Source organism: Streptomyces sp. NPDC008150, from assembly GCF_042956945.1.
In the GTDB taxonomy this organism is placed as follows: Bacteria; Actinomycetota; Actinomycetes; order Streptomycetales; family Streptomycetaceae; genus Streptomyces.
Genome location: NZ_JBIBHJ010000013.1, coordinates 68,424 through 95,012 on the forward strand (window position 1 = coordinate 68,424; position 26,589 = coordinate 95,012).

Genomic DNA, 26,589 nt, shown 5'->3' on the forward strand with positions numbered 1-26,589 from the left:
CCTGATGACCGACCAGCACCGTGTCGACACGCTGGGGGCGTACGGCAATCCGCACGTGACCACCCCGCACCTCGACCGGCTGGCGGCCACGGGGACCCGCTTCGACCGCTTCTACACACCGACCGCCATCTGCACCCCGGCGCGCGCGAGCCTGCTCACCGGCCAGGCCCCCTTCCGGCACCGGCTGCTCGCCAACTACGAGCGCAACGTCGGGTACTTGGAGGACCTCACCGAGGGCACGTTCACCTTCTCGCAGGCGCTCGCCGACCACGGCTACCGGCTCGGCCTGATCGGCAAGTGGCACGGCGGCACCCGGCGCAACGCCGCCGACTACGGCTTCGAGGGCCCCGACCTGCCGGGCTGGCACAACCCCGTCGACCACCCCGACTACCTGGCCTACCTCGACGAGCACGGGCTCCCCCCGTACCGGATCTCCGAACCGGTGCGGGGCACCCTGCCCAACGGCAACCCGGGCAACCTGCTCGCCGCACGCCTGCACCAGCCGGTGGAGGCCACCTTCGAGTACTACCTCGCCACCCGCGCCATCGAGCACCTGGAGCGCTACGCGAAGGGCCTCGACGACGACGGCCGCCCCTTCTACCTGGCCACCCACTTCTTCGGCCCGCACCTGCCCTACCTGCTGCCCGACGAGTACTACGACATGTACGACCCGGAGCTGGTCGAGATGCCGGCGTCCACGGCGGAGACGTTCGAGGCGAAACCGCCGGTGCAGCGCAACTACAGTGCCCACTGGGCCTTCGACACGCTCCCGTTGGAGACCTCGCGCAAACTCATCGCCGTCTACTGGGGCTACGTCACCCTCATCGACGAGCAGATCGGCCGCATCCTCACCCGGCTCGACGAACTCGGGCTCACCGACAGCACGTCCGTCTTCTTCACCGCGGACCACGGCGAGTTCACCGGAGCGCACCGGCTGCACGACAAGGGCCCGGCGATGTACGAGGACATCTACCGCATCCCGGGGATCGTGCGGGTGCCGGGCGCCCCGCCGCAGGTGCGCGACGAACTGGTCAGCCTCACCGACTGCACCGCCACGATCCTCGAACTCGCCGGCTGCGACACCGCCGGCGCCGTCGACAGCCGCAGCCTGCTCGGCCTGGTGCGGGGCGAACACCCCGACTGGCCGACGGAGTTGGTGGCCGAGTACCACGGCCACCACTTCCCGTACCCGCAGCGCATGATCCGCGACGACCGCTACAAGCTGATCGTCAACCCCGAGTCGGTGAACGAGCTGTACGACCTGAGCGCCGACCCGGACGAGCTCCACAACCGTTACCGGCACCCGGAGTTCACCGCCTTGCGCCGCCGCCTCACCGCCCGGCTCTACACCCTGCTGCGCGAGCGCGGCGACAACTTCTACCACTGGATGACCTCGATGTACGAGGTCGGCGACAGCGACCACGACCCGACGCTCAGCGCGTTCGAGAAGAACGGCGGTACCGGCAAGAACGCCGGTACCGGGCAGGCCGATCCCGACCACCAGGAGGCACCGGCACCATGAGACCGGGCACCCGCGCCTTACCCCGAAGACGGGCCCTCACTGCCGTCGCCGTCACCCTGCTGGCCCTGTTCGCCGCGCTGCTGCCGCAGGGCGTCGCGGCGCCCGCGGCGGTGGCGGCCGGCACGACCGCCGCCGCGACCGGCACGTACACCAACCCGGTCACCGCGGGCACCGTCGACAGCTTCCCCGACCCGTCGATGATCCGCGCCAAGGACGGCTACTGGTACGCCTACGGCACCCAGAACCCCGTCTTCCAGTCCCAGGGCGAGGACGGCGAGCGCATGCTGCCGATCCTCAGGTCGTCCGACATGGTCCACTGGACCTACGCGGGCCAGGTCTTCACCCCCGCCACCGAACCGGCCTGGGCGAACGGCTCCCGCCTCTGGGCGCCGGACATCCACTACGCGTTCGGGCTCTACTACCTCTACTACTCCGTGCCCGGCGCCGGGAACATCGGCCTGGTCACCGGCCCGACCCCCACCGGTCCGTGGACCGACAGGGGCGCGGTGCTCCCCGCCGCGAGCGGCTGCCCGTCCGGCTCCATCGACGAGGCGCAGTTCACCGACGGCGACGGAACCCCCTACCTCTACTGGGGCAGTTACGACACCATCTGCGTCGCCCAGCTCACCGGCGACCGCACCCGGGTGACCGGCACCGTCACACAGGTCGCGCGCGGGCGCCGCGTCGAGGGCGGCTTCGTCGTCCACCGGGGCGGCTACTACTACCTGTTCTACTCCGACGGCGGCTGCTGCGACGGCGCGTTCAGCGGCTACCAGGTCAAGGCGGGCCGTGCGACCAGCCCGCGCGGGCCGTTCACCGACGACGAGGGCACCGACCTGATGTCCCTCACCAGCAAGGCCGGCGTGGTCGTGAGCGCCAACGGCGACCGCTGGACCGGCCCCGGCCACAACGCGATCCAGACCGACCTGTCCGGCCAGGACTGGCTCGTCTACCACGGCATCCCCTCCGACGCGCCCGACCTCGCGCCCGCGTCGGGCGGCACCCTGAAGCTGTCGCGCCGCCCGATGCTCGTCGACCGGCTCGACTGGATCGACGGCTGGCCCGTGGTGCGCGCGGGTGCCGGGCCCTCGGACACCGCCGTCGCCGCGCCCGTCACGAGCTGGACGGCGGGTTCCACGTTCACCACCGGCGGCCTCACCGGCTTCACCACGGCCGGCTCCGGCACCGCCGGCTGGAGCGTCGCCACCGAGCAGGACGCCGGCGGCTACCTCACCCACACCGACTCGGGCAGCACGCCCGCCTTCGCGGTGACCACCGCCGACGCGCCCGCCCAGGTGCGCGCCGAGGCCGACCTGCGGGTGACCTCCGCGACCGGCGCGGCGGGGCTGACGCTCGCCCACGCGGACGCCGCCAACCGGATCACCGTCTGGCTCGACCGGTCCCGCGGAGTGCTGGCCACCGACGTGGTCGTCGGCGGGGTGAGCCAGGGCGAACAGACCTCGGCGCTGCCCACCGGGTACTCCTGGGACACCTGGCACAACGTGTCCGTCGAGATCCGCGGCACCACCATGAGCGTCGAGGTCGGCTACGACCGGCTGCGCGACCCGGTGGGCGTGCAGACCCGCTCCCTGCCCGCCGCCGCGGTACGGGCCGGGGCGGTCGGCGCGGCGGCGCGCGGCGCGGGCGCCCAGGCGGACAACGTCGGTGCGGTCGCCCTGTACCAGCCGGTCACCGCCCGGGTCGCCGCACCGCAGCCGGGCCCCCAACTGGCGTCCTACGGCGACGAGTTCCAGAACGGCCTGAACGCGGGCTGGAGTTGGACCAGGGGCCCGGCGGCCGGAGCGGCGGTCGCGGACGGGGCGCTGTCCTGGCCCACCCAGGACGCCGAACTCGCCCTCGGCACCAACACCGCGTCCGTGCTGTCACGGGCCGCGCCCACCGGCGACTACACGGTGGAGACGGAGATCCACTTCGCCCCCGCGGCGGGCAACCAGCAAGCCGGTCTGATCCTCTACGAGAACGACGACCGGTGGATCAAACTCGTCCACTCCGTACTGCCGTTGAACAACGGCGGCGGCGCGGTCCTCAACGTCTCCGAGTTCACCAAGGAGGGCGAGCGGCCCACCACCACACCGCCGACGGCGGTCGCGAACGGGCCCATGTTCGGCGGACCGACGGCCGACACCATGTGGCTGCGTCTGACCCACCACCTCGACACCGCGAACAACGAGCACGAGGTCCGCGCGTCCACCAGCCGCGACGGCGTGCACTGGTCGGCGTCGGGAGTGTGGACACTGCCGGTGAAGGGCAGCCTGCGCATCGGGCTGATCGCCCTCAACAAGTCCGGGGCGACGGCGAGGTTCGACTACGTCCGTACGTACGGCGCGAGTTGACACATCCCGCCGGACACGAGCGGTGCGTGCGGGACGTCCCGCACGCACCGCTCACGCCGCGCTGCTCCGGGGCAGCCGGTGCCCGCACGTCGCGTCGTGGTCGGTGCCGAAACTCGTCCACCAGCGCTCGCAGCACGCGGCGTCCAGCTCCGCGCGCACGACCGCCTCGGCCCGCGCGTCCTCCCGCACGGCCGGCACGGGCCGCCGCGCCCGCAGTTCCGCGATCGTGCGGCGCTGGTCGCCGAGCACCGTCTCCCGCACCACCGCGACGACCGGCACGATGCTCCCGGCCGCGAACAGACCGGCGGCCCACACCGGCCCGTACCGCAGTTCGAGGACCGCGGTCCAGGCCAGACCGGCACTGGTGGCGACGTACAGGACGCAGAGGAGACGGCTGGAGCTGCTCACGGACTTCCACCGTTCGTCGGGGAGGGTTTGCCCTTGCTTCAACTGTTTTCGCCGGGCCGGGAAGCGGGTGCGCCGACGCGTTCGCCGGAAGGGGTTCCCCTGTTCGTCCGTGGACGGGCCGATCACTCGCGGGGGACGCCACACGAGTCACATTCACCCCATTGGCCCCACATCTACCGCGAGGGACGGGGCACCGGAGGGAGACCCCATTGCCCGATTCCCTCCGGAGGACCCGTGAGTGCCGCTGTCCGCGACACGCTCTGCATGTACCTGGACGCAGGGGACGGGTTCACCGCCCCCGTCCTGACCCGTCTGCGCTACGAGGCCGACGACCCGTTCGTGGTCACCATGGCGTTCTGCCGGCACGACACCGTGCTGGCCGAATGGCGGTTCGACCGGGACATGGTCGCCGACGGTCTGCGCCGGGCCGTGGGGGAGGGGCGCGTCCGGTTCGGCCCGCGGTGGGAGGGCCACCGGCACGAACTGCGCATCACGCTGCTGGGCGACGAGGACGGCCGCGGCGGCGAGCGCGCCGAGATCGTGAGCTGGGCGCCGCCCGTCATGGCCTTCCTCAACCGGACGTACGCCCTGGTCGCGAGCGGCCAGGAGCAGCCCGACTTCGACGCGTTCCTGACCCAGGTCCTCACCGAGGGCTGAGCCGGGGCGGCGCGCCCCAAGTCGCCCCGGCACGGACCGGGTTGGGGAATCTCAGGCCGGGCCCGCCAGTCCCGCAGCCGTGAGGACGAGCCGGGCGACGTCCTCGTGCCAGATGTCGTCGTGCCCCGGGTTCGGCGGTCCGCCGCGACGGACCACGGCCGAGGTGTCGACGTTGACGATCCCGCTCTCCGGCAGCCCGGCCCGCAGCGCCGTCGCGAGGGTCAACTCCGGCCCGCCGTCGACTCCCTGGGCCCCGTCGAAGCCGAGCGCGCCCCACCGCCGGTCGGGGGTGGTGTGCCCGGCGGCGTCCCCGGTCATCTTCGTGGCCTGCGGGAACATCAGCCCGAGCAGCAGGTCGTGGCCGCTGTGGCCCACGACCAGGGGACCGGCGACCGCCTCCACCACGTCGTGCAGCCGCCCCCTGCCCCGCAGTTGCCACGGGATCGACGGGGCGAACACGTGGTGGGACACGGCTGCCTGGAGCAGGGTCAGGGACGCCACGGGTGCCGGGTCCCGCTCGGTGCGCACCTCGGTCAGCGCGTGCGCGGCGAGCCGCGCGCCCATGCCGTGCCCGACCAGGTGGACGCGTGTCCCGGGGGCGGCGGCCCGCAGCGTCCGGACCCCGGCGGCCAGCCGCTCCCGGCCCAGCACCGCGGCCCGGCGCCGGAGCGCGTGATACGTCACCTGCCGCAGGAGTTCGTACGCGCCGTCCCACAGGTGCGGGACGGAGTGCCGTCCGCGGTCGGCGTCCAGTTCGTCGCTGCTCGTCACGGTGCCGGGCTCGCGCAGTGTGGTGTCCGGGACCTCGGGAGGGTCGCCGCGGTCCTCCAACAGCGGCTCGGGGGCGGCCTGTTCGGCGGGACCGGCGTTGTCCGCCGACGGCCGGGTGTCCGCCTCCTCGCACGTCTCGGCCATCAGCTCCAGGAAGTCCGTGAAGCGCCCGCACACCTCCACGGCCGGGTCGAACAGCATGGCCGGATCGCTCTGCGGCACGATCTCGCCGGTGGTGTCCGACCCCGCCGCGCCGCCCGGGGCCCCCAACGGCAGCGCCACCAGCCGGCGCAGCAGCAGCCCCACGTCGTCCAGGTCCGTGTGCCGGGCGCGCCGGTGGCGGAAGGCGTCGTCCAGCGCGTACACGGTGTCCGCGCGGCCGGGGAAGAGCGCCAGCAGGTCGTCGAGAGGGAAGACCGACAGGTCCGGCGCGGCGTCGCGCACGGTGTCGGGCGGCGCGTGCCCGGAGGCCGGGACGCGCTCGTCCGGGAAGCGCATGCTGGGCCAGCGAACGTTCAGCAGGGCGACGCCCCCCTCCGCCCGCGGCGCGGCCCCCGCGGTGAGCAGCCGCCCGAAGTGCCGTTCCACGGCGGCCGGTTCGTCCCAGCGGCCGTGCCGGTCGTGCGCGAAGACGATCAGGTCACCGGTCCCGGCCGCGGCGAGACGGCCGGCCAGGTCCCGCAGACCGTCCGGGCCCGAGGCCGGCGCCATGAGGTTCCACGTGTGCTCTTCCATCTCGACGCTCCCACGCGAGGCGGCGGGCCCGTGCCGGACACGGGCGGAGGCGGCGCGAGGGGCGCCGGGGGAACGGGCGGCGAGGGAGTCTCCCCGCCCGTCGACTGCCGTACTGCGCGCGCCGCGCGGGTCGTGCGGCAGGCCGGCCGCCCGCCGCGGGGGCGCGGCAGGCGACCGCGGTCACAGGAACCGGCGGATCGGGGTCACCAGGGCCTCGCCCACGCGCTGGCGCAGCGGCCGGTGCCGCCAGCGGGCGGCGTCCATCACCTCGCTGTGCTTGAGGTCCTCGTCGAAGTCGGCGTCCAGGGCGGCGGTGAACTCCTCGTCCAGCACGGCGAGCATGACCTCCTCGTCGTGCTCCATGGACCGCCGGTTGAAGTTGCTGGAACCGATCAGGGAGGCCACCGAGTCGACCGTCATGATCTTCGTGTGGATCATCGTCGGCTGGTACTGCCGGATCTCCACACCCGCGTCCAGCAGCCGCTGGTAGTGCTGCTGGCCCGCGAGCTGGCAGGCCCGCTGGTCGGTGTACGGGCCGGGCAGCAGGATCTCCACCCGCACGCCCCGCCGCGCGGTCTCCACCAGCAGGTCGGCGAAGTAGTCGTCGGGCGCGAAGTAGGCCGTCGACAGCCGGAACCGTTCCTCGGCCGACGTCAGCATGACGCGGATCAGGGTCTGCATGTCCTGCCAGCCGAAACCGGCCGAGCCGCGCACCACCTGCACGGTCGCCGAACCGGGCTGCTCGTGCTCGCGGAACCGGTCGCGGTCGTCGTACAACTCGTCGTGGCACTCGGCCCAGTTCTGGGCGAACGCGGCGGCGATCCCGTCCACCGCGGGGCCGCACACCCGCACGTGCGTGTCGCGCCACTCCTCGGGACCGCGCGCGTCGCCGCACCACTCACGGGCGATGCCGACCCCGCCGGTGAAGGCGGTCCGCTCGTCCACCACCAGGGCCTTGCGGTGGCAGCGGTGGTTCTGCTTCATCGGTGACAGCCGTACCGGCCTGCGGAACCACGCCACCTGCACGCCGTCCCGGTCCATCGAGTCGAGCAGTTCCCGCTCGATGCGCTGGGCCCCGAACCCGTCGAGGAGCAGCCGCACCCGTACGCCCGCGCGGGCACGCTCGCCGAGCGCGGCGGCGAACTCCCGGGCGATGTCGCCGCGCCAGTACACGAACGTCATCATGTCGATGGTCTCTTCGGCCGACCTGATGGCGTCGAGCATGGCGGGGAAGATGGCGTCGCCGTTGCGCAGCGGCGTCAGCTCGTTCCCCTCGGTCGCGGCGATGCCGATCAGCCGCTCAAGTCGTCTGCGCAGCCGCTGTTTGCGGGCGTCCGTGTCCGGGCGCGGCGGCGTCGCGCCCAGCGGTCCGTCCGTTCCGGCCTGCCGCGTCGTCGTGTCCAGCATCGTGTCCCGCCCCTGTTCGTACCGTCGTCCGGGCGGACCTCGTCCGCCGTCGGCACCCGTGTGCCCCTCCGCGCACGGGCGCCCCGTCGCCGTACGTATACCTGCCCGCGCCGCGACCATGCCCGCCGCGGGGCGGCAGTCGGGGTGCCCTTCCGGCGGGCACGGCGCAATGCCGCGAACCGCCACACGGCGGGTGCGCCGGGCGCCCTGTGAACGGCCGCCGCACAGGAACTCCGTTCACGGGGGTTGTCCCCCGGATGTCTCATCACTTAAATCAACCTATGAACTAAGCCGTCTGAGAAGGCGGTTGGCATCCGCAGCCCCACATCGCAGGAGCATTCCCATGAGACTCAGAGCACTGGGTGTCGCGCTCGCCGCCACGGCGGCGCTCGTCACCCTGCCCCTGACCAGCAGACCGGCCGTCGCGGCCGAAACGCCCCTGTCCCAGGGCAAGACGGCCACCGCGTCGTCCGTCGAGAACGCCGGCACCGCCGCGGCCAACGCGGTCGACGGCAACACCGGCACCCGGTGGTCCTCGGCCGCGACCGACGACCAGTGGCTCCAGGTCGACCTCGGCGCCTCGTCCACCGTCACCCAGGTCGTCCTCAACTGGGAGGCGGCGTACGGCAAGGACTACAAGATCCAGGGGTCCACGGACGGCAGCACCTGGAACGACCTCAAGAGCGTCACCGGCGGCGACGGCGGCACCGACACCGTCGCCGTCTCCGGAACGGCCCGTTACGTGCGCATGGCCGGCGTGCACCGGGCCACCCAGTACGGCTACTCCCTCTGGGAGTTCCAGGTCTTCGGCAGCACGGGCGGCACCACCACGCCCACCACCTGCTCGACGGCCAACGCCGCACAGGGCAAGACCGCCACCGCGTCCTCCACCGAGAACGCCGGCACCCCCGCGTCGGCGGCCGTCGACGGCAACACCGGCACCCGCTGGTCGAGCGCCGCGGCCGACCCGCAGTGGCTCCAGGTCGACCTCGGCTCGACGCAGAGCCTGTGCAAGATCGACCTCAACTGGGAGGCGGCGTACGGGAAGGCGTTCAGCCTCCAGTCGTCCACCGACGGCCAGACCTGGACCACGCTCAAGACCGTGACCGACGGCACCGGCGGCACCGCCTCCTACACCGTCAGCGGTTCCGGGCGCTACGTGCGGATCCTCGGCACCACCCGGGCGACCGCCTACGGCTACTCCCTCTGGGAGTTCGCGGTCCACACGGGCGGCACCGACACCACCGGCCCGATCCAGGGCGGCGGCGACCTCGGCCCGAACGTCATCGTGGTCGACCCGTCCACGCCGAACCTCCAGCAGAAGTTCGACTCCGTCTTCGCGCAGCAGGAGTCGAACCAGTTCGGCACCGGCCGCTACCAGTTCCTGCTGAAGCCGGGCACCTACAACGGCATCAACGCCCAGATCGGCTTCTACACCTCGATCTCCGGTCTCGGCATCAACCCCGACGACACCCAGATCAACGGTGACGTCACCGTCGACGCCGGCTGGTTCAACGGCAACGCCACGCAGAACTTCTGGCGTTCGGCGGAGAACTTCGCGATCACCCCGTCCAACGGCACCGACCGCTGGGCCGTCGCCCAGGCCGCGCCGTTCCGCCGCATCCACGTCAAGGGCGGTCTCAACCTCGCCCCGGCGAGCTACGGCTGGGCCTCCGGCGGCTACATCGCCGACTCCAAGATCGACGGAACCGTCGGCCCGTACTCGCAGCAGCAGTGGTACACCCGCGACAGCTCGGTCGGCGGCTGGACCAACGGCGTCTGGAACATGACGTTCTCCGGTGTCCAGGGCGCCCCGGCGACCAACTTCGACACCGGCCCGTACACCACGCTCGACAACACCCCCGCGTCGCGCGAGAAGCCGTTCCTGTACCTCGACGGCAGCACCTACAAGGTGTTCGTGCCCAACGAGCGCACCAACGCCCGCGGAGTGTCCTGGCCCAACACGCCCGGCACCTCGCTCCCGCTGGACCAGTTCTACGTCGTCAAGGCCGGCGCCACCGCCGCGACCATCAACGCCGCCCTCGCCCAGGGCCTCAACCTGCTGTTCACGCCGGGCGTCTACCACCTCGACCAGACCATCAACGTGACCCGCGCCAACACCGTGGTGCTCGGCCTCGGCCTCGCCACGATCGTGCCGGACAACGGCGTCGACGCCATGCACGTCGCCGACGTCGACGGAGTGCGCCTCGCCGGGTTCCTCATCGACGCGGGCTCGAAGAACTCCGACACCCTGCTCCAGATCGGCGGGGCGGGCGCCTCGGCCGACCACGCCGCCAACCCGACCACCATGCAGGACGTGTTCGTGCGGATCGGCGGCGCCGGCCCCGGCCTCGCCACCAACTCCGTGGTCGTCAACAGCGACGACGTGATCGTCGACCACACCTGGCTGTGGAGAGCCGACCACGGCGCCGGAGTCGGCTGGGAGACCAACAGGGCCGACTACGGCCTCGTGGTCAACGGCGACGACGTCCTGGCGACCGGCCTGTTCGTCGAGCACTTCAACAAGTACGACGTGCTGTGGAACGGCGAACGCGGAAGAACGATCTTCTTCCAGAACGAGAAGGCCTACGACGTGCCGAACGCGGCGGCGGTCACCCACGACGGGATCGTCGGCTACGCGGCCTACAAGGTCGCCGACACCGTGAACACGCACGAGGCCTGGGGACTGGGCAGCTACTGCAACTTCACCGCGGACCCGACGATCGTGCAGAGACACGGTTTCCAGGTGCCGGTGAAGAGCGGCGTCAAGCTGCACGACATCCAGGTCATCTCCCTGGGCGGCATGGGTCAGTACGCCCACGTCGTCAACGACACGGGCGCACCCACCTCGGGAACGAGCACGGTGCCCTCGAAGATCACCCTGTTCCCCTGACCGGGAAGTCCGGCGGTCGCTGACCGCCGCCGCCGCGCCCGCCCCCTCGGGGACGGGCGCGGCGGCACGCCGTGCCACGCCGGGCTTCCCCGGAGGCGCGCGCGGGACGGCGTCGGGCGGGCTCGAATCGGGCTAACGACGGCCCTTTCCGGGCTGTTCGCCGAAGATGGCCGAAAGTCACCGAAAGGCCGGTGACCGACGGGGGCGGTGACGGCGGCGGCCGTCACCGCCCCCGTCGTCGTCGCCTGTCGCGACCACCGTCGACCGTCCCCGACCACCCGCCCCGCGAACGGCACTGAGTGCCACGTCCGGACGGCGCGAGGTGGCCGGAAAGGGGCGTTCTGGGGGCGTTCGGGGCGCGTTCGGCGTGCCCGGGGAGTGCGCCGGGGGATTGAGGGCGGCGCGGCCGGGCATACGGAGCAAAACTCGAGAGAGGGGCGCTTCGTGCTGGTTCCCGACCCGAAGGTCGTCAGGAAAGTACTGACCCGGTACGCATCGTTGCGGATCGCTCAGGCGGAGAAGGAGACTCCCGCGGCAGCGCGGGAGCTCGAGGACGTCAGCTACACCCTGTGCGTGATGATGGCGACCAGCAGCGTCGGCGAGGCGGTCGCGAAGGCGGACGCCCTGCTTCTCGCCGGAGGCCGGCCAACGGCCGCGGCGGCGCACGCGGCGGCCGACGCGGACGGCGAGAGCGGCCTGTCGCTGGCCGTGTGAGTCCTCCGCGGCACCGCGGCCGTCCCCGGGAACGGTGACGGGGCGCGTGCGCGCCGGAGACGGGCAACTGGGGTGACAGACGCTCCGGGGACACAACGACGTGCCCCCGGAGTTTTTGCCGTCCGGGCACCGTCCGCGTGCCTGTTCGACGGCGTATCCCGCATCCGTCCGGGTGACGCAAGTACCCCCGCGGAATCCGCACCGGAGCGTGTGCGGGCCCTTACACTCGGCAGCCGTGCCCAGCACACGGGCCCACGACACGAAAGGTGCGTTGTCGGGTGTTCCAGGATTCCCCCATCTACGACCGACTCGTCGCGGAGTGCGGCGACGTGCCCGCCCAGGTGCGCAGGGAGGCCGAGCGCGTCAGCAGGGAGCTGGAACTCGTCCTGCGGCCCCTGCGGTCCCTCGACCACGGCGCCGCCCCCGAACGCCCGGCGTCCCCGGGCAACGGCTGGCAGCGCACGGCGCTGCTCCCCGGGCCCCGGCCCCGCTGACCGGACCGGCGACGGCGGACGAGCGGCTCCCGAGGTGCAACCTTCTGTCCCCTTTTGGTGGAATAGACCCTGAGACTGCCGCCTCCGCACTCGGAAGAGGTCCGCCATGAGGTTGAGCGACGAACTGCCCGTCGACCACAAACTGGCCACGGTGTACCGCTACGGCTCCGCGCTCTGCGGACTGATCCTGCTGGCCTTCGGCGCCCTCGGGTTCGCCGACGAACTCGCCCCGTTCAACACGCAGGGGGACCACGTCGCCGGCATGTCCAGCAACGGCGTGCTGAGCCTCATCTCGGTGATCGTGGGGGTGGTGCTCGTGGCGGGGGCCGTCATCGGCGGCAACATCGCCTCGATCGTGAACATGGTCGTCGGCACGCTGTTCCTGCTGAGCGGCTTCGCCCACGTGTTCGTCCTGGACCGCCCGGCCAACTTCCTCGACTTCGGGATGAGCAACGTCATCTTCAGTTTCATCATGGGCCTGGTGATCCTGACCTTCGGCATGTACGGCCGGGTCTCCAGCAAGCTGCCGCACGACAACCCGTACTGGCGCAGGCGTCACCCCAGGGAGGCCGCGCAGGAGTCGCTCCACGCGCGGCGCCGGGCCGCGGGTGCCGCCCTGTCGGCGCGGGCGACCGGCGGGCGGGTCCACTCGGCGGCCCCGGGCAGCGGCACCGGACACGCCTGAGTCCTGCTGTGCGGGCGGCGCGGGGGCCGCCGCGGGCGGGTGACGCGGGGAGGCCGGACCGGGGGAGAACGGTCGGCTCGCGTCGCTCGCCTTCGCACGCGCGGGCAGCCGTCAGGGAACCGCCGTCCCGCGGCCGTTGAGATGCCGGCCCCGCGGTCCCGCCGGGTCCGCCAGCCACTCGGCGATCGTCCGCGCGATGGGCTGACCGGTGTCGATCTCCACGAACCCGAACTGCCCCGACTGGTTGCACTCGAGGAACCACCAGGTGCCCTCGGCGTCCTCGGCGAAGTCGAAGGCGCCGTAGGCCAGTCGCGCGTCCCGCAGGTACGCGCGCACGCCCGCGGCGACCCGCGCCGGCACCTCGACCGGATGCCACGGCGTCGTCGCGGGGGCGTACCGGACGTCGACCAGGTCGGGATGCGCGTCCGGGTCCGCCTGCATCCGCGCGGCGAGCAGCCGGTCGCCGACCGCCGTGAGCCGGATGTCGGCCCGCTTGGGGATCCGGTGCTGGAGCAGCGTCGGGCCGAACGCGACCGCGGCGAAGTCGGTGCCCGGAGCCACCCTGCTGGTCGGCACCGCCCGCGGCGGGTCCTGCGGATGCGCGCCGGAGACCGGCTTGACCACCAGGTCGGGGAAGCGCCGGGCGAACGCGCGGGCGTCCTGCGGGTACGTCGTGATCAGGGTGGCCGGGACGGGCAGCCCGATGCGCTGCGCCAGCCGGAGCTGCCAGGGCTTGTGCCGGGCGCGGCCCGCCGCGTCGGGGTGGTTCATCCACCGGGCGCCCGAGCCGCGCAGCATCCCGTACAGCGCCTGCGAGGACTCCTCGGTCAGCCACGGGGACGGCTCGCTCGCGCGGGCGGCGGGCGCACCGGGTCTTCGCACCCACACGGACCGCAGGTCGTCGACGCCCACCGTCCGGCCGGCCGCGGACAGCCTGCCGCGGAAGCGGCCGTGCGCGTACTCGCCCGAGAGCGCGACCCCCTCCGTCAGGTCGGCGGGATCGAGCCGTACGACGGGGACACCGCCGGCGTTCAGGTGGACCACCACCATGTCCGCCGTGACGTCCTCCGCGCAGGTCAGGATCAGCACGGTCATCGCTGTCGCCCTGCCGTCAGTCGTCGAAGTGGGTTTTCGACCCGGCGGTGGAGGTGGTCGTCCCCAGCTCGCGCAGGAGCGCGTGGTCGCGGGCGGCGATGCCGCCGCCGGCGAGCACGTTCAACTGCATGCCGGAGTCGTACGCGTAGGCGGCCGTCACCTCCGACTCCGGGGCGGGCCGTGCGTAGTTGAGCGCGAAAGGTTGCATGGTCTCTCCCTCGTCGGTGCTGTTGCTCTCCCGCGGGTGCCACCGCCCGGCGTCGTCGCTCGGCCGCTGAACCGACGGCATCCAGAGACTTATACGAATCGAACGAGTGAATGGTTTCCTTACTCTGCGTAATTGCCGGGGAGTTCGGCCGCGGAGCAGGCGAAGTTGCCGCACGAGACGTGCCGCACAAGGGGGTTGAACCGAGCATTCCCGTCGGGCGACCTGTTCGCCTTACCGGAGCGGCCTGTTCACATTCTGAGGCCGCTCTGTCCGGCGCTTGTCAGGCCGCCCGACGGGGCGTCACGTGCCGGAGGAGGCGGACTTCCGGGCCCGGCGGCCACCGCGCCTCGTCACTGTCTGTTCCATCATGGCGACGGCCGGTCGACGCATCGAGCGCAGTGCCAGGAGCAGTACGCCGATGTCGTCGATGTACACCGGGTCGGGCAGCAGGTCGGTCGGCAGGATCAGGTAGGCGACGGCGCCCCAGAAGACCCAGCGCGGTCCCGTGGGCAGTCCGGCGCGCTGCAGACCGCGCCGCGCCCGGACGAGCCGCACCAGCAGGCCGACGGCCACGGCGAGCAGGGCCGCCGCGATGACGGCGGCGACGACGATGAGCGTGGTGGTCGAGTCCACGGACCCTCCTTTGCGGCGGTGCGCCACCCCATCGGCGGCGAACCGTGTCGCGCCTTCGGTGCGCCGGTTCCTGTACCCGACGGATTCCCGGATACGGCGCCGATACCGCCTGCGGGGCGACGAGTTGTGCCCCGCGGGCCGGCCGCCCGCACCGCGGGAACGGGGCGGACGGGGGCGTAACGGGACACGTCGGTCGTCCGCCCGAGTGGCGGCGCGTCCGCCCCGACCCTACTAATGGGCAACGTCAAGTCGCGTGTCGCACGTCGGGGGCGCTGGAGCGGCCGCACCATCTCATGGAGCTCAGCATGACCACCCGCTCAACATCGCCACATTCGAATCAACCCGGATCGACCCTCGCCGGCCTGGCGAGCACCGCCGCACCGCCACCCGGCGCGGCACAGGTCACCGACCTCCCACCCGCGGGTCCGGCGGACCGCCGGCCCGCGGCCGACGACGAGACGGACCAGCCGTACCGCGACCCGGTCGACTCCCTGGTCCACACCGCGGTCGCCGGCCGGCCGCTGGAGGAGGTCGTCCAGCTCATCAACCTCCTCCGGGAGTCCCCGCGCTGCGAGGAGGCCACGGCCGACGCGCTGCGCGCGGCGGGCATCGACCGGCCCGTCGAGGACGTCACCAGGCTCGTCGCCCTGCTGACCGAACCACCCGCCGAACCCGACAGCGCCGACGCGGCGATCCACGCCGCGGCCCGGCACCGGCCCGTCGAGGAAGTGGCGCTGCTGCTGGCGCAGTTGCACCGGCCGCCACTGGAGCCCCACTGCGGCGAGGAGGCGGTGCGGGCCGCCGCCGCCGGCCGCCCCGTCGACGAACTCGCCGAGCTGATAGGCGGGTTGGCCCGGGACCGGGACGAGGGGCCCGAGCCGTCCGAGCGCTCGGGGCCACCGCCGTCCCCGGTCACCCGGGACCCGGCGGAGGAGCGGGAGGAGGCCGCCCCGACGGAGCCCTCCCGGGCGCTGGACGCCGACGACACCCGCGGGCCGCTTCCCGCCGCCGGGCACCGGCGGCCCCGGGAGTCCGCGCCGCCCCGGTCGGCCGCCCCGTCCCGGCCGTCCCGGGCGCGGGAGCGGCCCGAGGCGCGGGACCGGAGCCGCCCGCCCGCCCCGGCGGGGCTGCGGCCGCGCTGGTCCGGTCTCGTGGTGTGCGTCGTGCTCGTCCTGTGCGCTGCGGCATACTTCCCGCTCCGCACCGACGGTGTGTCCACCACGGCCCACGTCGCGGCGCTCGTGGCGTCCGGCCTGTGCCTGCTGCTGGCGGTGCTGTCGGCCCTGCGGGCCGGCGTGGTCGTGCTGGCGGCGGCGGTCCTGGTTCCGGCCGCGCTCGCGGCGGCCCAACTCCTGGACGGCAGGCTGCGTTCACCGGGCCTGACGGCCGCCCTCGGCAGCACGGCGGCACCGTCGTGGGCCGCGGGCTCCGTCGCGGCACTCGCCGCGCTCGTCGCCCTGGTGGCACTCCTGGTGCACCTGGCGCCGCGCTGGGCGGTCCCCGGATCGCCGCCGCCGGAACGCGCCAAGGTGCAGGCGTCGCGGGAGTGACCCGCGGGCGGCACCGGTCGCCGCTCGCGCGTCCCGCCGCGCACCGCCCGCCCGACCGGTCACGGTCCGGGCGGGCGGTGCGCGGCGGCCGTCCCGGCGGTGCGTCCCGCGTCCGGACGGCGCGGGGCCCGGCGCCCGCACCGTCGCCGCCGGTACGGGAGACGTCCCGCGAGCCCAAGTGCCTTCACTGTCCCGGACGTTGAGGCGTCATGTCCGCGCAGTCGGTGTGCCGGGCGCGCGCGGCGCGCGCCGTCCACGACGACCGACTCGGGTCCCGCCCGGGGTGCTCCCGCACCGACGGCGTCGCCGGGCCCCGCCGCGCGCGCCGTCTCTCAACTGCCGCTGCCACGCGCTACGTTGCGCGCGTGATATCTCTTGATCCCCGTCTCGGGGAGATCATCGACGCCTACCGCACCTGCGAGTTCGTCACGCTCGGGCGGGACGGCGCACCGCTGGCCTGGCCGACCGCCGTCGGCCGCAGGGACGACGGCACCCTGCTCGTCACCACCTCCCTCGCCTTCGCGCGCAAGGCCCTCAACGTCCGCCGCGACGGCCGCGTCGCGCTGCTGTTCTCCGACCCCACGGCGAGCGGTCTCGACCGCCCCGACCAGGTCTTCGTCAGGGGCACCGCCGTGTGCCCCGAGGAGATCGTCACGTCGCCCGCGGGCGACGAGGCGTACTGGTCCATGCTCTTCGACCGGCAGCCCGAAAGCCGCCGCTACGTCGACGCGCCCGCCCGGTGGCTCATGGACTGGTACTACCTGCGCCTGCTGATCACCGTCACCCCCACCGCCGTCGACACCCGGCCGTCCCTCGCGGAACCGGCCGGGACCGCCGCGCCCGCGACGCGGGCGCCGGCCGGGGCCGCCCCGCTCGGTGCCGACGTGCTCGCCGGATTCCCGACCGCCGTGCTCGCGGCACGCGACGCGTCGGGCGCCCCGGTGCTGTCCCGCACCCGGACGGTCGCCACCGCCGACGGCTTCCTCGTCGACCCGGCACCCGACTGCGCCGTTGCCGCCGGGCCCGCCGGGCTGCTGGTCCACCGCCACGACGACAAGCTCTCCGGGCTCTACAACGCCCTCGTCCGGGGCGAGTTGAAGCCGCACGGCGACGGAGGCATGCTGCTGGTGCCCTCCCGGGTCGTCGAGCCGTCGGGCTCCGGCGGGCCCCGGGACCTGGTCCGCACCCTGCGCACCGCCCGCCGGGACACCGCCGCGTACCTCAAGCGCCGGAACCTGCAACGCCCGGACGTGGACTGGCCCGCGTTCAAGAAGCTCGCGGTGGCCTCCGCCGGGGGCGCGAAGCAGACCGTCACCGGCTGACCCGCCCGCCTTCACGTTCCTTGCCGGGCGCGGACGTTCGCCGTGCGACGCGATGGCGGCGTCCCCGTCCGGGCGCGGGTTCCTATCATCGGGGCATGGCTGCGCACCCCGCCGACCACGTCGGCGCCTCTGCCCCCGCCGGGCCCCAACCCGCACCGCCCGCACGGCTGGTGGCGGAGGCGTACGAGCAACTGGCCGGTGCGGTGGGCGGGTTGAGCGACGAGGAGTCCTGGCTGCCCACCGGCTGCACGGGCTGGTCGGTGCGCGACCTGATGTTCCACCATCTCCAGGACGCGCAGCGCGCCCTGGTCGCCCTGCACACGCCCGCGCAGGGACCGCCCGACCGGGACGCCGTCACGTACTGGCGGGACTGGGCCCCCGGCACCGCGGGCGCGGCCAACGGGCGGCGGTGGGCGCGGGTCGGCGCGAGCATGTTCCTCGACCTCGGGCAGTTGCGCGGTCTCTACCTGGAGACCCTGGCCGCCGCGGCGCACGCCGCCGCCCGTGTGGCTCCGGAAGGTACCGTCCGCACACAGGGGCACGTCCTGACGGCGGGCGACCTGATGACCACCCTCGCCGTCGAGGCCGCCCTGCACCACCTCGACCTGGTCACGGACCTCCCCGGCGCCCCGGGACCCACGGCGCGCTGCCTGGCTGCCGTGGCCACGACCCTGGACGGGCTGCTCGGGCACCGCCCCGCCGCGGACTGGAGCGACGAGCGCTATGCGCGGGTCGGCACCGGGCGTGCGGCACCCACCGAGCGGGAGCGGGCGCTCCTCGGCGCGGACGCGGACCGGCTCCCGCTGTTCGGCTGAGCCGCCCGTACAACTTCCGTATTCCGCACGGCTGTTACCGCTCCGGCGTGCCGGACGTGCCGGGTGTCCCCTCGGGCGGGCGGGTCGCGGCCGGGTCGTCCACCGGGCCGTCCGCCGCGCCCGCCGCACCGGTGCTGTCGTCGACCGGCCCCGGACGCAGCGACTTCGCCGTGTCCCGCAGACGCTCGAAGGTACGGGCGAACGACTGGCGCGGGGACGCCGGGGGAAGGGCGGGACGGGCCGGCCGTTCGTGCTCGGGCCGCGGCCGGTCCGCGGCGTCCCCCCCTCCCTCGCGGTAGACAGCCAGCGCCTCGTGGGCCCGCTCGGCGGCCTCCCGGTACAGGTCGCGCGAGGCCGTCATGGCCTCCAGCGCCTGGGAGTACATGGCGACGAGCTCCCGCTGGCGGTTCAGCTCCTCCTCCATGGTCACCAGGTGCCAGTCCTCCCGCAGCGCGGTCAGCACCTCGGCCGCGCCGTCCGGCAGCGGCTTCGACAGCGACACGAAGGCCGTGACCGACCCGATCAGCTCCACGGGCTCCGAGCCGTCCAGGAACACGCTGCGCACGGAGAAGTCGCTCTCGGCGTATCCGGGCGGCGCGGGCGTGCCCGGCAGCACCACCGCGCCGCCGCGCGGCACCTGGACGCCGAACTCGCGCAGCGCCCAGTTCACCGACCGGAACTGCTGCGGCGCCGCCCGGTGCTCCACCACGCGGTGGCGCAGGCTCGGCGGCAGCATCGGGGCCAGCGGGCGGCGGCCCCGCGCGTCCGGCGTCATCGCCTCGTGGACGACGACGTGCACGCCCCAGCCGTCGCGCCGGGCGTTGCGCAGGACGCGCCGCAGTTCCTTGTCCTCGCCGGGCAGGTCGTTGAGGGCCCCGTACCGCAGGCCGGTCACCGGTTCGTGGTCCCAGTCGGCCTGGGTGTCGGCCGGCCAGAAGAAGGCCGCGGGGGAGGGCCAGCGGGGGTCCCAGGAACGCTCGGCCTCCGCCGCCAGGACCCAGTCCCAGCCGGGATGCGGGGCCGCGTGCCGCGGGTCCCGCTGGGCCTCCTCCGCCGCGAGGCGGTCGGTGAGCACGAGGCGGGCCCGCACGGTGACGGTCTCGGTGTCCGCGACCTCCCAGCGCGCCTCGAAGACCCGGTGTCCGGGCGTGTCCGCCGCCGGGAGCTCCAGGAAACTGTGGACGGTCCCGTCGGCGTCGAGGCGCCGCAGCGTGGTCCGGACGACCTCGTCCGCCGCTTCGGGGCCCGCGTGGTGGCCGCGGGCCAGCCACACCGTGGGAGGGATCGTCGTGCTGGCGCTGGAGGAGGTCGGCATGGATCCAGGGGGAACGGGGACGGAGTGCCCGTCCAGTATCACCGCCTTCGGCCATGATCCTCGACCTGGGGCCCGCGCACCCCCTCCCACCTGGCAGGAAGCCGGTGGGCCTGTGCCCGGGACACCCGGGTGTCCACGATGCGGGACGCCGGTCCGCCCTTGCGCCTTCGTGATCCGCCCGCGGCCCGTCGCGGCGGGCGGATCCGGCCTGCGACCACGTGGATCGTCGGCGAAGGTGGGCAGGAGGGCACCGTCCGCCGCGCCGCGAGGGCGGCGGACCCGAGGACGACGCGCGGGGCGGACCCGCGGGACAAGGAGCGACCCGATGAACGTGGACCTCGAAGGCCGGACCGCCCTGGTGAGCGGCTCCTCGCAGGGCATCGGCGCGGCCATCGCCGCGGGCCTCGCACGGGCGGGCGCCCGCGTGGGCGTGAACGGCAGGGACGCCGGACGGCTGGAGGAGAGCATCGGGCGGCTGCGCGCCGACGTGCCGGACGGCCGGTTCGTGGCGGTGGCCGCCGATCTCGGCACCGAGGAGGGCGCCGGACAGGCCGTCGCGACGCTGCCCGACGTCGACATCCTCGTCAACAACCTCGGCATCTTCGGCGCCCAGCCGGCGCTGGAGATCCCCGACGACGAGTGGCGCCGCTACTTCGAGATCAACGTCCTCGCCGGGATCAGGCTCACCCGTGCCTACCTGCCGGGGATGAAGGCGCGCGGCTGGGGCCGGGTCCAGTACATCGCCAGTGACTCGGCGGTGGTCGTCCCCGCCGAGATGATCCACTACGGGGTCTCCAAGACCGCCCTGCTCGCGGTGAGCCGCGGGTTCGCCAAGGAGGCCGCGGGCAGTGGCGTCACCGTGAACTCGGTGATCGCCGGGCCGACGCACACCGGCGGGGTCGAGGACTTCGTCTACCAGCTGGTCGACCGCGACCTGCCGTGGGACGAGGCGCAGCGGGAGTTCATGCGCGTGCACCGCCCGCAGTCGCTGCTGCAACGGCTGATCGAGCCGGAGGAGATCGCCAACCTGGTCGTGTACCTCAGCTCCGACCAGGCCTCCGCCACCACGGGCGGCGCGGTCCGTGTCGACGGCGGTTACGTCGACTCGATCCTCCCGTAGACCCCTCCGTACCCTTCTGGATCCTCCTGGACCTCCCGGACCCTCCTGGCCCCCGCGCACCTCGTGCGGAGTCGCCACGCGCCCCTCCGTGCCGCGAAGTCGCCCTCGCACAACGGCCCATGACGGGTGATCACACGTTCCGGGTGCATCCGTGGCCCGCACCTCGCCGGAAGTAACGATGCCAGCTCACCACGGCAGAACGGGTGTCGGGACACCATGACGACTTCGCGACCGGGACGACAACCGGGCCAGGAACACGGAAAGACACCGGAGGACGCCTACATCGGGCACGTCGGAAGCTGTCGGGTCTGCCAGCGGGAGACGGGCCGCTGCGGGCGGGCCGAGCGGCTGTGGCGGGAGTACCAGGACTGGCGCAACACGGCCCGGTGACACGGTAGTCGGGGACACCGACGGCCGCGGCGTCGCGCCGGGTCGGCCAAGGCCGCCCGGCGGGCGCCGCGTTCGTCGTCCCCCGGGGCGAACACGTCCCGTTTGCGCGCCTGTTGACCGCCGGGACGCGGTCGACCGCGCGCCGTCCGCGGGGCCCCCGTCGTCGCGGTCGCGACCGCACCCCCGGGCGGGCCGCGGACGGTGTTGCGGAGCATTCCGTTCCGTTGGCTGACCGGTCCTCCGCATGTTCCGCAGGAAAATGCCAAAGGGCTCACCTGCCCGGAACACTTTCCGTAGTGTCGGGATCACGTTCGCGGTGCGGTGTGCAGCGGCGTGCAGGGGAGGAGATCCGGCGTGCCCGGAATCGACGAGAGTTTGCTGGAAGCCATGCGGGTGCCGGGGGCGCGAGGCGTCTCGGTGGTCGACTGGATCAGCGGACTCGCGCTCGGAGCGGTGGGCGACGCCCCGGGCGGTGACCACGAGACGGCGGCCGCCGAGACCGCGGAACTCGCCCGCCTCACGGTGGAGAGCCGCACGTTCGCCCCGGCCGACGGCGAACCGGCGGGTTCCGGAAACGGCGGGGAGCCACCCGTGCAGGACATGATCATCACCTCGCCGGACGCCTACCACGTCCTCCGCTTCGTCAGCACCGCCTTCGACAGCAGCGTCTTCGTGCACCTGTGGCTGGACCGCCGCGACGGCAACCTCGCACTGGCCCGCATCAGGCTCGCGGAGATGGCGGACCGTCTGGTGCTGGGATGACGCCGCCGCCCGCCCCGCACACGACGGTGCTCCCCTCGCTCGTGAGTCTCGCCGCGGACGCCGCCACCGGCGCCCTCACCACGGAACTGGGCACGGTCTACCTGCTGGCGGGCCGCGTCGCCCACGTCGAGTCGCCGGTCGCCGCCGACCTCGGGCTGCTGCTCCTGCGCAGCGGTGCCGTGGACGCCGACGGCTGGTGGGACGCGGTCGGCGCGGCGGGCTCGCGGCAACGCGTCGCCCGCGCCCTCGTCGACAGCGGCCGGCTCACCGCGGGCGCCCTCGAACTGTGCCATCTGGGCGCGCTGTTCGACGCCGCCTACTTCGCCCTCACCCACACCAACCGCGTGCTGCGCTTCCGCCCCGGCGTCGGGCACTGGCTCGGCGCGGTACGGCCCGTCCCGGTGGACGTCGTCGTACGGGAGTCGCAGCGCCGCCGCGAACAGCTCCAGCGCATCTGGCCGGAGCCCGACATCGACAGCGCCCCGCTGGTCAAGGTGCCGGGTGCCCCCGGCCGCTGTCTGCCGCGCCGCCGCAGCCGGGCCCTCGCCCAGGTCGACGGCGTCCGCACGGCCGCGGAGATCGCGTCCGTCCTCGCCTGGCGCACCTTCCCCACCCTCGTCGAACTGCGCCGCCTCGCCGCCGACGGGATCGTCACCGCCGCACCCGGCGGCCGGGAGGCCGCCCGGGTTCCCGAGCAGCGCACCGGACCGCCCGAGGAACCCGACACGGCCCTGCTGCGACGGCTTCGAGACGCCTTGGAGGCACTGTGATCCGCGCACGCCGTCAGCGTGCCGAAAGGAGACTGCTCATGGCCGTCGAGGCCGATGTCCTGGACGAGCTGAAAAGACTGCGCACCCGCGTCCCCCTGCTGACGGGATCCCTCGCGGCGAGCGTCGACGGTCTCGTGCTGGCCCAGGACCTCCCGGACGCCGAACCGGAGGGCCTCGCCGCGCTGACGGCCGCCGCCCTCGGCGTCGCCCACCGCATGGCGGAGGCCGCCGACCGCGGGGACTTCTGCGAACTGCTGGTCCGGGGCTCCCTCGGATACGTCGCGACGTACTCCGCGGGGCCCACCACCGTCCTCACCCTCCTCGCCGACGACCGGGCCAACGTGGGCCGGCTGCACCTGGAGGGCCGGCGCAGCGGCACCCGCATCGCCGAGGTCGTCGAACAGGCCGCCTCCGGCCCGGCCGCCCGCGAGGAGGCCGCCGCGAGACCCCGGCCCGCCGCACCGGGGGAGGTCCGTGCCCTGGGCACCCTGCCGGTGCGCAGCCCCGGCCGCCCCCGGGCACGCCCCAGGCCCGAGACCGGCGGCTGACCGGGGCCCCGGGCGCCGAGCCGCGCCGGGCCCGCCGAGCGGCGTCCCGGTGTCGATGACGGACGCCCGCGTTCAGTGACAACTCCCTTGCACAGCAAGCACGTTCCCCATCCCTCACGGAAGGACGCGACATGGCCAACCTGGAAACCTCGCTCAAGGAATGCCTGAGTTCCATCGAAGGCGCCAGCGCCGCAGCCCTCGTCGACTACACCAGCGGCATGGCCCTCGGCACGATCGGCGGCGGCAAGGACTTCGACCTGGAGGTCGCCGCGGCGGGCAACACGGACGTCGTGCGCTCCAAGCTGCGGACCATGGAACACCTGGGCCTGGAAGGCGAGATCGAGGACATACTCATCACGCTGAACACCCAGTACCACCTGATCCGCCTGCTCAAGGGGCGCGGCGGCAAGGGTCTGTTCCTCTACCTGGTGCTCGACTCCAGCCGGGCCAACCTGGCGATGGCGCGCCACCAGTTGCGCCGCATCGAGAACGAACTGGAGCTCTGAGCAACGCCGTCGAGCCGCTGCCCGGCCCCCGCGACCAGCGTCGCGGGGGCCGTCGCGCGCCGCGTCAGGCGCCCGTCAGGCGCCGCACCGCGAGGACCGTCGTGTCGTCGGCCAGCCTGCGGCCCGAGTGGCGCACCACGGCGTCCCGCACCAGTTCCACGAGCCGCCGGGGCTCCGCGGCGGACGGGGCGGCACGCACCGCCGCGTCCACGGAACGGGCCAGCGGGAAGAACGTGCCGTCCTGGTCGCGCGCCTCCGTCACCCCGTCCGACACCAGGAGCAGCGTCTCGTCGCCGGCGAGGGTGACCAGGTCCGACCGGGGCTTCTCACCGGTCAGTTGGAACATGCCGAGCGGCAGGTTCGCGGGGGGCGACACCTCGCGGGTGCCGCGCGGGCTCACCGCCAGCGGTGTCAGGTGGCCGCAGTTGACCAGCTCCACCGTCTCCGGCGCGCCCCCGCCCCGCGGGCCGGGCGGCCTCGGGGCGGACGGGAAGCCGATGAGCGCGGCCGTCGCGAACCGGTCACCGTCGTCACCGCCCAACGACCGGACGTACTCCCGGTGTCGGCACATCCTGATGTCCATGATCGTGGCGACGGCGGGCAGTTCGCTCTCGTGGTAGGCCGCCTCGCGGAAGCTGCTCACCAGCGCCGACGCCGCCGACACCGCGTCCAGGCCCTTCCCCTGCACGTCCCCGATCACGACCCGGGTGCCGTAGGGGGACGGCTGGATGTCGTAGAAGTCGCCGCCCACCCGCGCCGACACGTCGGACGGCAGGTAGGCGGCGGCGTGTTCGAGTCCCGCCCAGTGGTAGGGCAGGGGGCGCAGCACGGTCGCGCGCGTCGTCTCGGCGACCTCGTTGACGTGCGCCAGGTGCCGCTGCTGGCGCATCCGCACCGCGCACACGGCGACCGCGCCGAGCCCGCACACCGCGACCAGGATCAGACCCGGCCAGCCGTCCACCTCGGAGGACGCGTAGGCGCTCACGTCCAGCACGTAGACGGCGACCGCGAGGAAGGCGTAGACCACCGTGGCCCGGACGCCGCACAGCAGCGCCGAGAGACCGGGGACGAGGGCCAGGAAGCTGCCCGCCTGGAAGCGGGTGCTCGTGAACCAGTCCAGCACGACCACGAGGACGAGCACGACGGCGGGCACCGCCCTCGCCAGGGCGGGGCCTCCGACGACGCGGCGCGTGACCTCCTCGACGGACCGCAGGCGCCCGCCGACGGGTGCCGGAAGCAGTCCGCGCCCGCCCCGGCTCACCGGGGCGGGCCCGGACGGCCGGGAGCGACGGATCGGCCGTCTGCTGGCGCTGGACACCCTTCCATTCGACCACCCGCCCCCGCATGCCGCACCGGGCGACGGTCCCCCGGCGCGGGGCCGAAGGTCCCGGACCGGGCGGGACGGGCCCGGCAGGTCCGGGGCTGTCAGCCCTCCTGGCCGTCGGTCGCGACGACCTTGCCCGGGTTGAACAGGCCGCGCGGGTCCAGGGCGTCCTTGACCGCCCGGTTCAGGCCCAGCACCGCCGGACCCAGTTCGGCGCGCAGCCCGTCCCGCTTGAGCAGGCCCACGCCGTGCTCGCCGGTGACCGTGCCGCCGAGGTCCAGGGCGTCGGCGATGATGTCGTGGAACGCGGCCTGGGCGCGTGCCCGTGCCGCCTCGTCCCCGGCCGGGGTGATCAGCAGGGGGTGCAGGTTGCCGTCGCCCGCGTGCGCGATGTTCGCGATCAGGGTGTCGTGCCGGTCGCCGGTCGCGTGGATGCGGGCCAGCATCTCGGGCACCGCCGCCTTCGGCACCACGATGTCCTCGGTCAGGACCGGCCCGAGGCGCTCCAGCGCCGGGTACGCCAGCCGCCGCGCCTCGAAGAGGGCGTCCGCCTCCTGCTGGTCGGTCGAGCGCACGGCGTACGTCGCGCCCGCCCCGGCGAAGCACGCGCGCATCGCCTCGGCCTCCGCCTCGCCGGCCGCGCCCGGCGCGTCGCTGCGGCCGAGGAGCACGACCTCCGCCTCGGTGGACAGGCCCATGTTCTTCCAGGCGTCGACCGCCGCCAGGCAGTGCCGGTCGACGAGTTCGAGCGCGGACGGCGTGACCCCGGCGGCGGCCACCGCCGCGACGGCCCGGCCCGCGTCCACGATCGACGAGAAGTACCCGGCCACCGTGTGCTCGGGCTCGCGGCGCGGACGCAGCCGCACGGTGATTTCGGTGATCACGCCGAGGGTGCCCTCCGAGCCGACCAGCAGGCTCGTCAGGTCGTACCCGGCGACGCCCTTCGCGGTGCGCCGCCCGACCCGGACCAGCTCGCCGGTGCCGGTGACGAACTGGAGGCCGAGCACGTAGTCGCGGGTGACGCCGTACTTCACGCAGCACAGACCGCCCGCGTTCGTCGCGACGTTCCCGCCGATCGTGGACCAGCGGGCGCTGGCCGGGTCCGGCGGGTACCAGAGGTCCTGCTCGGCGCAGGCGGCGCGCAGGTCCTCGTTGACGACGCCCGGCTCCACGACGGCGAGCCGCTCCAGCGGGTCGATCTCCTTGATCGCGTTCATCGCCTCGGTGGACAGCACCACCGCGCCGTCGACCGCGTTGGCGCCGCCGGACAGCCCGGTGCCCGCGCCGCGCGTGACGATCGGCACGCCGTGGTCGAGACAGGCCCGTACCGCGAGCGCGACCTCCTCGGCCGTGTGCGGCCGGACGACCGCGAGGGGGGTGCCGTACGGGGCCCACTCGGCCTCGTCGTGGGCGTAGCCCGCGGTCGAGGCCGGGTCGGTCAGCACCCGGTCGGGCGGCAGGTCCCTGGTCAGCCGGTCGGTCAGGTCGCGGGGGCTCGTGTCGTCGTGCATGACAGCCACCCTAGGGACCGGCCGGCCGCGCGCCCCACGGAGGGGCGTGTGCCTCGCGGGGGCGTGTCACGCGGGTCCGT

General features: G+C 73.8%; 25 protein-coding genes. 16 read left to right on the plus strand and 9 right to left on the minus strand.

Features of this window, described 5'->3' with window-relative positions; genetic code table 11:
* Nucleotides 1-4: 4 nt before the first annotated feature.
* Complete coding sequence (locus ACFZA0_RS27890; protein WP_391022322.1) at nucleotides 5-1,522, plus strand: sulfatase-like hydrolase/transferase; 1,518 nt, start codon at nucleotides 5-7, stop codon at nucleotides 1,520-1,522.
* Nucleotides 1,519-3,876: a family 43 glycosylhydrolase gene (locus tag ACFZA0_RS27895; protein ID WP_391021950.1), complete on the plus strand. Its 2,358-nt coding sequence runs from the start codon at nucleotides 1,519-1,521 to the stop codon at nucleotides 3,874-3,876. Before ACFZA0_RS27890 ends, ACFZA0_RS27895 begins: the two co-directional genes overlap by 4 nt.
* Nucleotides 3,877-3,927: 51 nt before the next feature.
* Here ACFZA0_RS27895 and ACFZA0_RS27900 read toward each other — a convergent pair whose 3' ends face one another.
* Nucleotides 3,928-4,284: a hypothetical protein gene (locus tag ACFZA0_RS27900; RefSeq protein ID WP_391021951.1), complete on the minus strand. Its 357-nt coding sequence runs from the start codon at nucleotides 4,282-4,284 to the stop codon at nucleotides 3,928-3,930.
* Nucleotides 4,285-4,518: 234 nt separating this feature from the next.
* Between ACFZA0_RS27900 and ACFZA0_RS27905 the strand changes: the two genes are divergently transcribed.
* On the plus strand, nucleotides 4,519-4,941 hold the full coding sequence (locus ACFZA0_RS27905) for an SsgA family sporulation/cell division regulator (RefSeq protein WP_391021953.1): 423 nt from the start codon (nucleotides 4,519-4,521) through the stop codon (nucleotides 4,939-4,941).
* 51 nt (nucleotides 4,942-4,992) lie between these two features.
* Here ACFZA0_RS27905 and ACFZA0_RS27910 read toward each other — a convergent pair whose 3' ends face one another.
* Both ACFZA0_RS27910 and ACFZA0_RS27915 read right to left on the minus strand, forming a co-directional pair.
* On the minus strand, nucleotides 4,993-6,447 hold the full coding sequence (locus ACFZA0_RS27910) for an alpha/beta hydrolase (RefSeq protein ID WP_391021955.1): 1,455 nt from the start codon (nucleotides 6,445-6,447) through the stop codon (nucleotides 4,993-4,995).
* Nucleotides 6,448-6,627: 180 nt separating this feature from the next.
* On the minus strand, nucleotides 6,628-7,854 hold the full coding sequence (locus tag ACFZA0_RS27915; protein ID WP_391021957.1) for a phospholipase D-like domain-containing protein: 1,227 nt from the start codon (nucleotides 7,852-7,854) through the stop codon (nucleotides 6,628-6,630).
* 343 nt (nucleotides 7,855-8,197) lie between these two features.
* Here ACFZA0_RS27915 and ACFZA0_RS27920 point away from each other — a divergent pair, with 343 nt between their 5' ends.
* The 4 genes from ACFZA0_RS27920 to ACFZA0_RS27935 all read left to right on the plus strand — a co-directional run bounded on the left by ACFZA0_RS27920 (nucleotide 8,198) and on the right by ACFZA0_RS27935 (nucleotide 12,640).
* The gene (locus ACFZA0_RS27920; protein WP_391021959.1) at nucleotides 8,198-10,747 is read left to right on the plus strand and encodes a discoidin domain-containing protein; all 2,550 of its coding nucleotides are present in this window, start codon (nucleotides 8,198-8,200) and stop codon (nucleotides 10,745-10,747) included.
* Between the two features lie 444 nt (nucleotides 10,748-11,191).
* Nucleotides 11,192-11,461, plus strand: a complete 270-nt coding sequence (locus tag ACFZA0_RS27925; protein WP_391021961.1) for a DUF5133 domain-containing protein — start codon at nucleotides 11,192-11,194, stop codon at nucleotides 11,459-11,461.
* 278 nt (nucleotides 11,462-11,739) lie between these two features.
* Nucleotides 11,740-11,955: a hypothetical protein gene (locus ACFZA0_RS27930; protein ID WP_391021963.1), complete on the plus strand. Its 216-nt coding sequence runs from the start codon at nucleotides 11,740-11,742 to the stop codon at nucleotides 11,953-11,955.
* Nucleotides 11,956-12,061: 106 nt separating this feature from the next.
* Nucleotides 12,062-12,640 carry a DUF4383 domain-containing protein gene (locus ACFZA0_RS27935; protein WP_391021965.1) on the plus strand — a complete coding sequence of 193 codons (579 nt, stop codon included), beginning with the start codon at nucleotides 12,062-12,064 and terminating at the stop codon, nucleotides 12,638-12,640.
* A gap of 111 nt (nucleotides 12,641-12,751) precedes the next feature.
* Here ACFZA0_RS27935 and tgmB read toward each other — a convergent pair whose 3' ends face one another.
* The 3 genes from tgmB to ACFZA0_RS27950 all read right to left on the minus strand — a co-directional run bounded on the left by tgmB (nucleotide 12,752) and on the right by ACFZA0_RS27950 (nucleotide 14,576).
* Entirely contained in the window at nucleotides 12,752-13,735 is a 984-nt protein-coding gene (gene tgmB / locus ACFZA0_RS27940) for an ATP-grasp ribosomal peptide maturase (protein WP_391021967.1), read from the minus strand.
* A gap of 16 nt (nucleotides 13,736-13,751) precedes the next feature.
* Nucleotides 13,752-13,943 carry a putative ATP-grasp-modified RiPP gene (gene tgmA / locus ACFZA0_RS27945; RefSeq protein ID WP_391021969.1) on the minus strand — a complete coding sequence of 64 codons (192 nt, stop codon included), beginning with the start codon at nucleotides 13,941-13,943 and terminating at the stop codon, nucleotides 13,752-13,754.
* A gap of 300 nt (nucleotides 13,944-14,243) precedes the next feature.
* Nucleotides 14,244-14,576 (minus strand): DUF1232 domain-containing protein, encoded by a 333-nt coding sequence (locus ACFZA0_RS27950; RefSeq protein WP_391021971.1) that lies wholly within the window; start codon nucleotides 14,574-14,576, stop codon nucleotides 14,244-14,246.
* Nucleotides 14,577-14,881: 305 nt separating this feature from the next.
* Between ACFZA0_RS27950 and ACFZA0_RS27955 the strand changes: the two genes are divergently transcribed.
* The 3 genes from ACFZA0_RS27955 (at nucleotide 14,882) to ACFZA0_RS27965 (ending at nucleotide 18,263) form a co-directional block, all read left to right on the plus strand.
* Nucleotides 14,882-16,126, plus strand: a complete 1,245-nt coding sequence (locus ACFZA0_RS27955) for a hypothetical protein (RefSeq protein WP_391021973.1) — start codon at nucleotides 14,882-14,884, stop codon at nucleotides 16,124-16,126.
* A 365-nt stretch (nucleotides 16,127-16,491) separates the two neighbouring features.
* Complete coding sequence (locus ACFZA0_RS27960) at nucleotides 16,492-17,448, plus strand: pyridoxamine 5'-phosphate oxidase family protein (RefSeq protein WP_391021975.1); 957 nt, start codon at nucleotides 16,492-16,494, stop codon at nucleotides 17,446-17,448.
* Between the two features lie 95 nt (nucleotides 17,449-17,543).
* The gene (locus tag ACFZA0_RS27965) at nucleotides 17,544-18,263 is read left to right on the plus strand and encodes a maleylpyruvate isomerase N-terminal domain-containing protein (RefSeq protein WP_391021977.1); all 720 of its coding nucleotides are present in this window, start codon (nucleotides 17,544-17,546) and stop codon (nucleotides 18,261-18,263) included.
* Nucleotides 18,264-18,297: 34 nt separating this feature from the next.
* Here the strand turns inward: ACFZA0_RS27965 and ACFZA0_RS27970 are convergent, their stop codons facing one another.
* Entirely contained in the window at nucleotides 18,298-19,578 is a 1,281-nt protein-coding gene (locus tag ACFZA0_RS27970; RefSeq protein WP_391021979.1) for a hypothetical protein, read from the minus strand.
* A gap of 325 nt (nucleotides 19,579-19,903) precedes the next feature.
* On the opposite strand from ACFZA0_RS27970, the gene ACFZA0_RS27975 reads away from it, so the two are divergent.
* The 6 genes from ACFZA0_RS27975 (at nucleotide 19,904) to ACFZA0_RS28000 (ending at nucleotide 23,674) form a co-directional block, all read left to right on the plus strand.
* A complete protein-coding gene (locus ACFZA0_RS27975) occupies nucleotides 19,904-20,698 on the plus strand; it encodes an SDR family oxidoreductase (protein ID WP_391021981.1) in 795 nt (264 codons plus the stop codon).
* Between the two features lie 216 nt (nucleotides 20,699-20,914).
* Nucleotides 20,915-21,088, plus strand: a complete 174-nt coding sequence (locus ACFZA0_RS27980; protein ID WP_391021983.1) for a hypothetical protein — start codon at nucleotides 20,915-20,917, stop codon at nucleotides 21,086-21,088.
* Between the two features lie 354 nt (nucleotides 21,089-21,442).
* Nucleotides 21,443-21,850 carry a hypothetical protein gene (locus tag ACFZA0_RS27985; protein ID WP_391021985.1) on the plus strand — a complete coding sequence of 136 codons (408 nt, stop codon included), beginning with the start codon at nucleotides 21,443-21,445 and terminating at the stop codon, nucleotides 21,848-21,850.
* Nucleotides 21,847-22,620, plus strand: a complete 774-nt coding sequence (locus ACFZA0_RS27990; protein ID WP_391021987.1) for a hypothetical protein — start codon at nucleotides 21,847-21,849, stop codon at nucleotides 22,618-22,620. The genes ACFZA0_RS27985 and ACFZA0_RS27990 overlap by 4 nt, the downstream gene beginning before the upstream one ends.
* A 38-nt stretch (nucleotides 22,621-22,658) precedes the next feature.
* Nucleotides 22,659-23,168 (plus strand): roadblock/LC7 domain-containing protein, encoded by a 510-nt coding sequence (locus ACFZA0_RS27995; protein ID WP_391021989.1) that lies wholly within the window; start codon nucleotides 22,659-22,661, stop codon nucleotides 23,166-23,168.
* Nucleotides 23,169-23,299: 131 nt separating this feature from the next.
* The gene (locus ACFZA0_RS28000; protein ID WP_391021991.1) at nucleotides 23,300-23,674 is read left to right on the plus strand and encodes a hypothetical protein; all 375 of its coding nucleotides are present in this window, start codon (nucleotides 23,300-23,302) and stop codon (nucleotides 23,672-23,674) included.
* A gap of 64 nt (nucleotides 23,675-23,738) precedes the next feature.
* Here ACFZA0_RS28000 and ACFZA0_RS28005 read toward each other — a convergent pair whose 3' ends face one another.
* Both ACFZA0_RS28005 and ACFZA0_RS28010 read right to left on the minus strand, forming a co-directional pair.
* The gene (locus tag ACFZA0_RS28005; protein ID WP_391021993.1) at nucleotides 23,739-24,992 is read right to left on the minus strand and encodes a SpoIIE family protein phosphatase; all 1,254 of its coding nucleotides are present in this window, start codon (nucleotides 24,990-24,992) and stop codon (nucleotides 23,739-23,741) included.
* Between the two features lie 107 nt (nucleotides 24,993-25,099).
* Nucleotides 25,100-26,509, minus strand: a complete 1,410-nt coding sequence (locus ACFZA0_RS28010; protein ID WP_391021995.1) for an FAD-linked oxidase C-terminal domain-containing protein — start codon at nucleotides 26,507-26,509, stop codon at nucleotides 25,100-25,102.
* Nucleotides 26,510-26,589: the final 80 nt, after the last annotated feature.

Coding starts and splice junctions, on each gene's coding strand:
- ACFZA0_RS28000 (WP_391021991.1), top strand. CDS start 23,300: ATGGCCAACCTGGAAACCTCGCTCAAGGAATGCCTGAGTTCCATCGAA.
- tgmA (WP_391021969.1), bottom strand. CDS start 13,943: ATGCAACCTTTCGCGCTCAACTACGCACGGCCCGCCCCGGAGTCGGAG.
- ACFZA0_RS27910 (WP_391021955.1), bottom strand. CDS start 6,447: ATGGAAGAGCACACGTGGAACCTCATGGCGCCGGCCTCGGGCCCGGAC.
- ACFZA0_RS28010 (WP_391021995.1), bottom strand. CDS start 26,509: ATGCACGACGACACGAGCCCCCGCGACCTGACCGACCGGCTGACCAGG.
- ACFZA0_RS27965 (WP_391021977.1), top strand. CDS start 17,544: ATGGCTGCGCACCCCGCCGACCACGTCGGCGCCTCTGCCCCCGCCGGG.
- ACFZA0_RS27890 (WP_391022322.1), top strand. CDS start 5: ATGACCGACCAGCACCGTGTCGACACGCTGGGGGCGTACGGCAATCCG.
- ACFZA0_RS27935 (WP_391021965.1), top strand. CDS start 12,062: ATGAGGTTGAGCGACGAACTGCCCGTCGACCACAAACTGGCCACGGTG.
- ACFZA0_RS27990 (WP_391021987.1), top strand. CDS start 21,847: ATGACGCCGCCGCCCGCCCCGCACACGACGGTGCTCCCCTCGCTCGTG.
- ACFZA0_RS27915 (WP_391021957.1), bottom strand. CDS start 7,854: ATGCTGGACACGACGACGCGGCAGGCCGGAACGGACGGACCGCTGGGC.
- ACFZA0_RS27955 (WP_391021973.1), top strand. CDS start 14,882: ATGACCACCCGCTCAACATCGCCACATTCGAATCAACCCGGATCGACC.
- ACFZA0_RS27970 (WP_391021979.1), bottom strand. CDS start 19,578: ATGCCGACCTCCTCCAGCGCCAGCACGACGATCCCTCCCACGGTGTGG.
- ACFZA0_RS27920 (WP_391021959.1), top strand. CDS start 8,198: ATGAGACTCAGAGCACTGGGTGTCGCGCTCGCCGCCACGGCGGCGCTC.
- ACFZA0_RS27975 (WP_391021981.1), top strand. CDS start 19,904: ATGAACGTGGACCTCGAAGGCCGGACCGCCCTGGTGAGCGGCTCCTCG.
- ACFZA0_RS27995 (WP_391021989.1), top strand. CDS start 22,659: ATGGCCGTCGAGGCCGATGTCCTGGACGAGCTGAAAAGACTGCGCACC.
- tgmB (WP_391021967.1), bottom strand. CDS start 13,735: ATGACCGTGCTGATCCTGACCTGCGCGGAGGACGTCACGGCGGACATG.
- ACFZA0_RS27895 (WP_391021950.1), top strand. CDS start 1,519: ATGAGACCGGGCACCCGCGCCTTACCCCGAAGACGGGCCCTCACTGCC.
- ACFZA0_RS27980 (WP_391021983.1), top strand. CDS start 20,915: ATGACGACTTCGCGACCGGGACGACAACCGGGCCAGGAACACGGAAAG.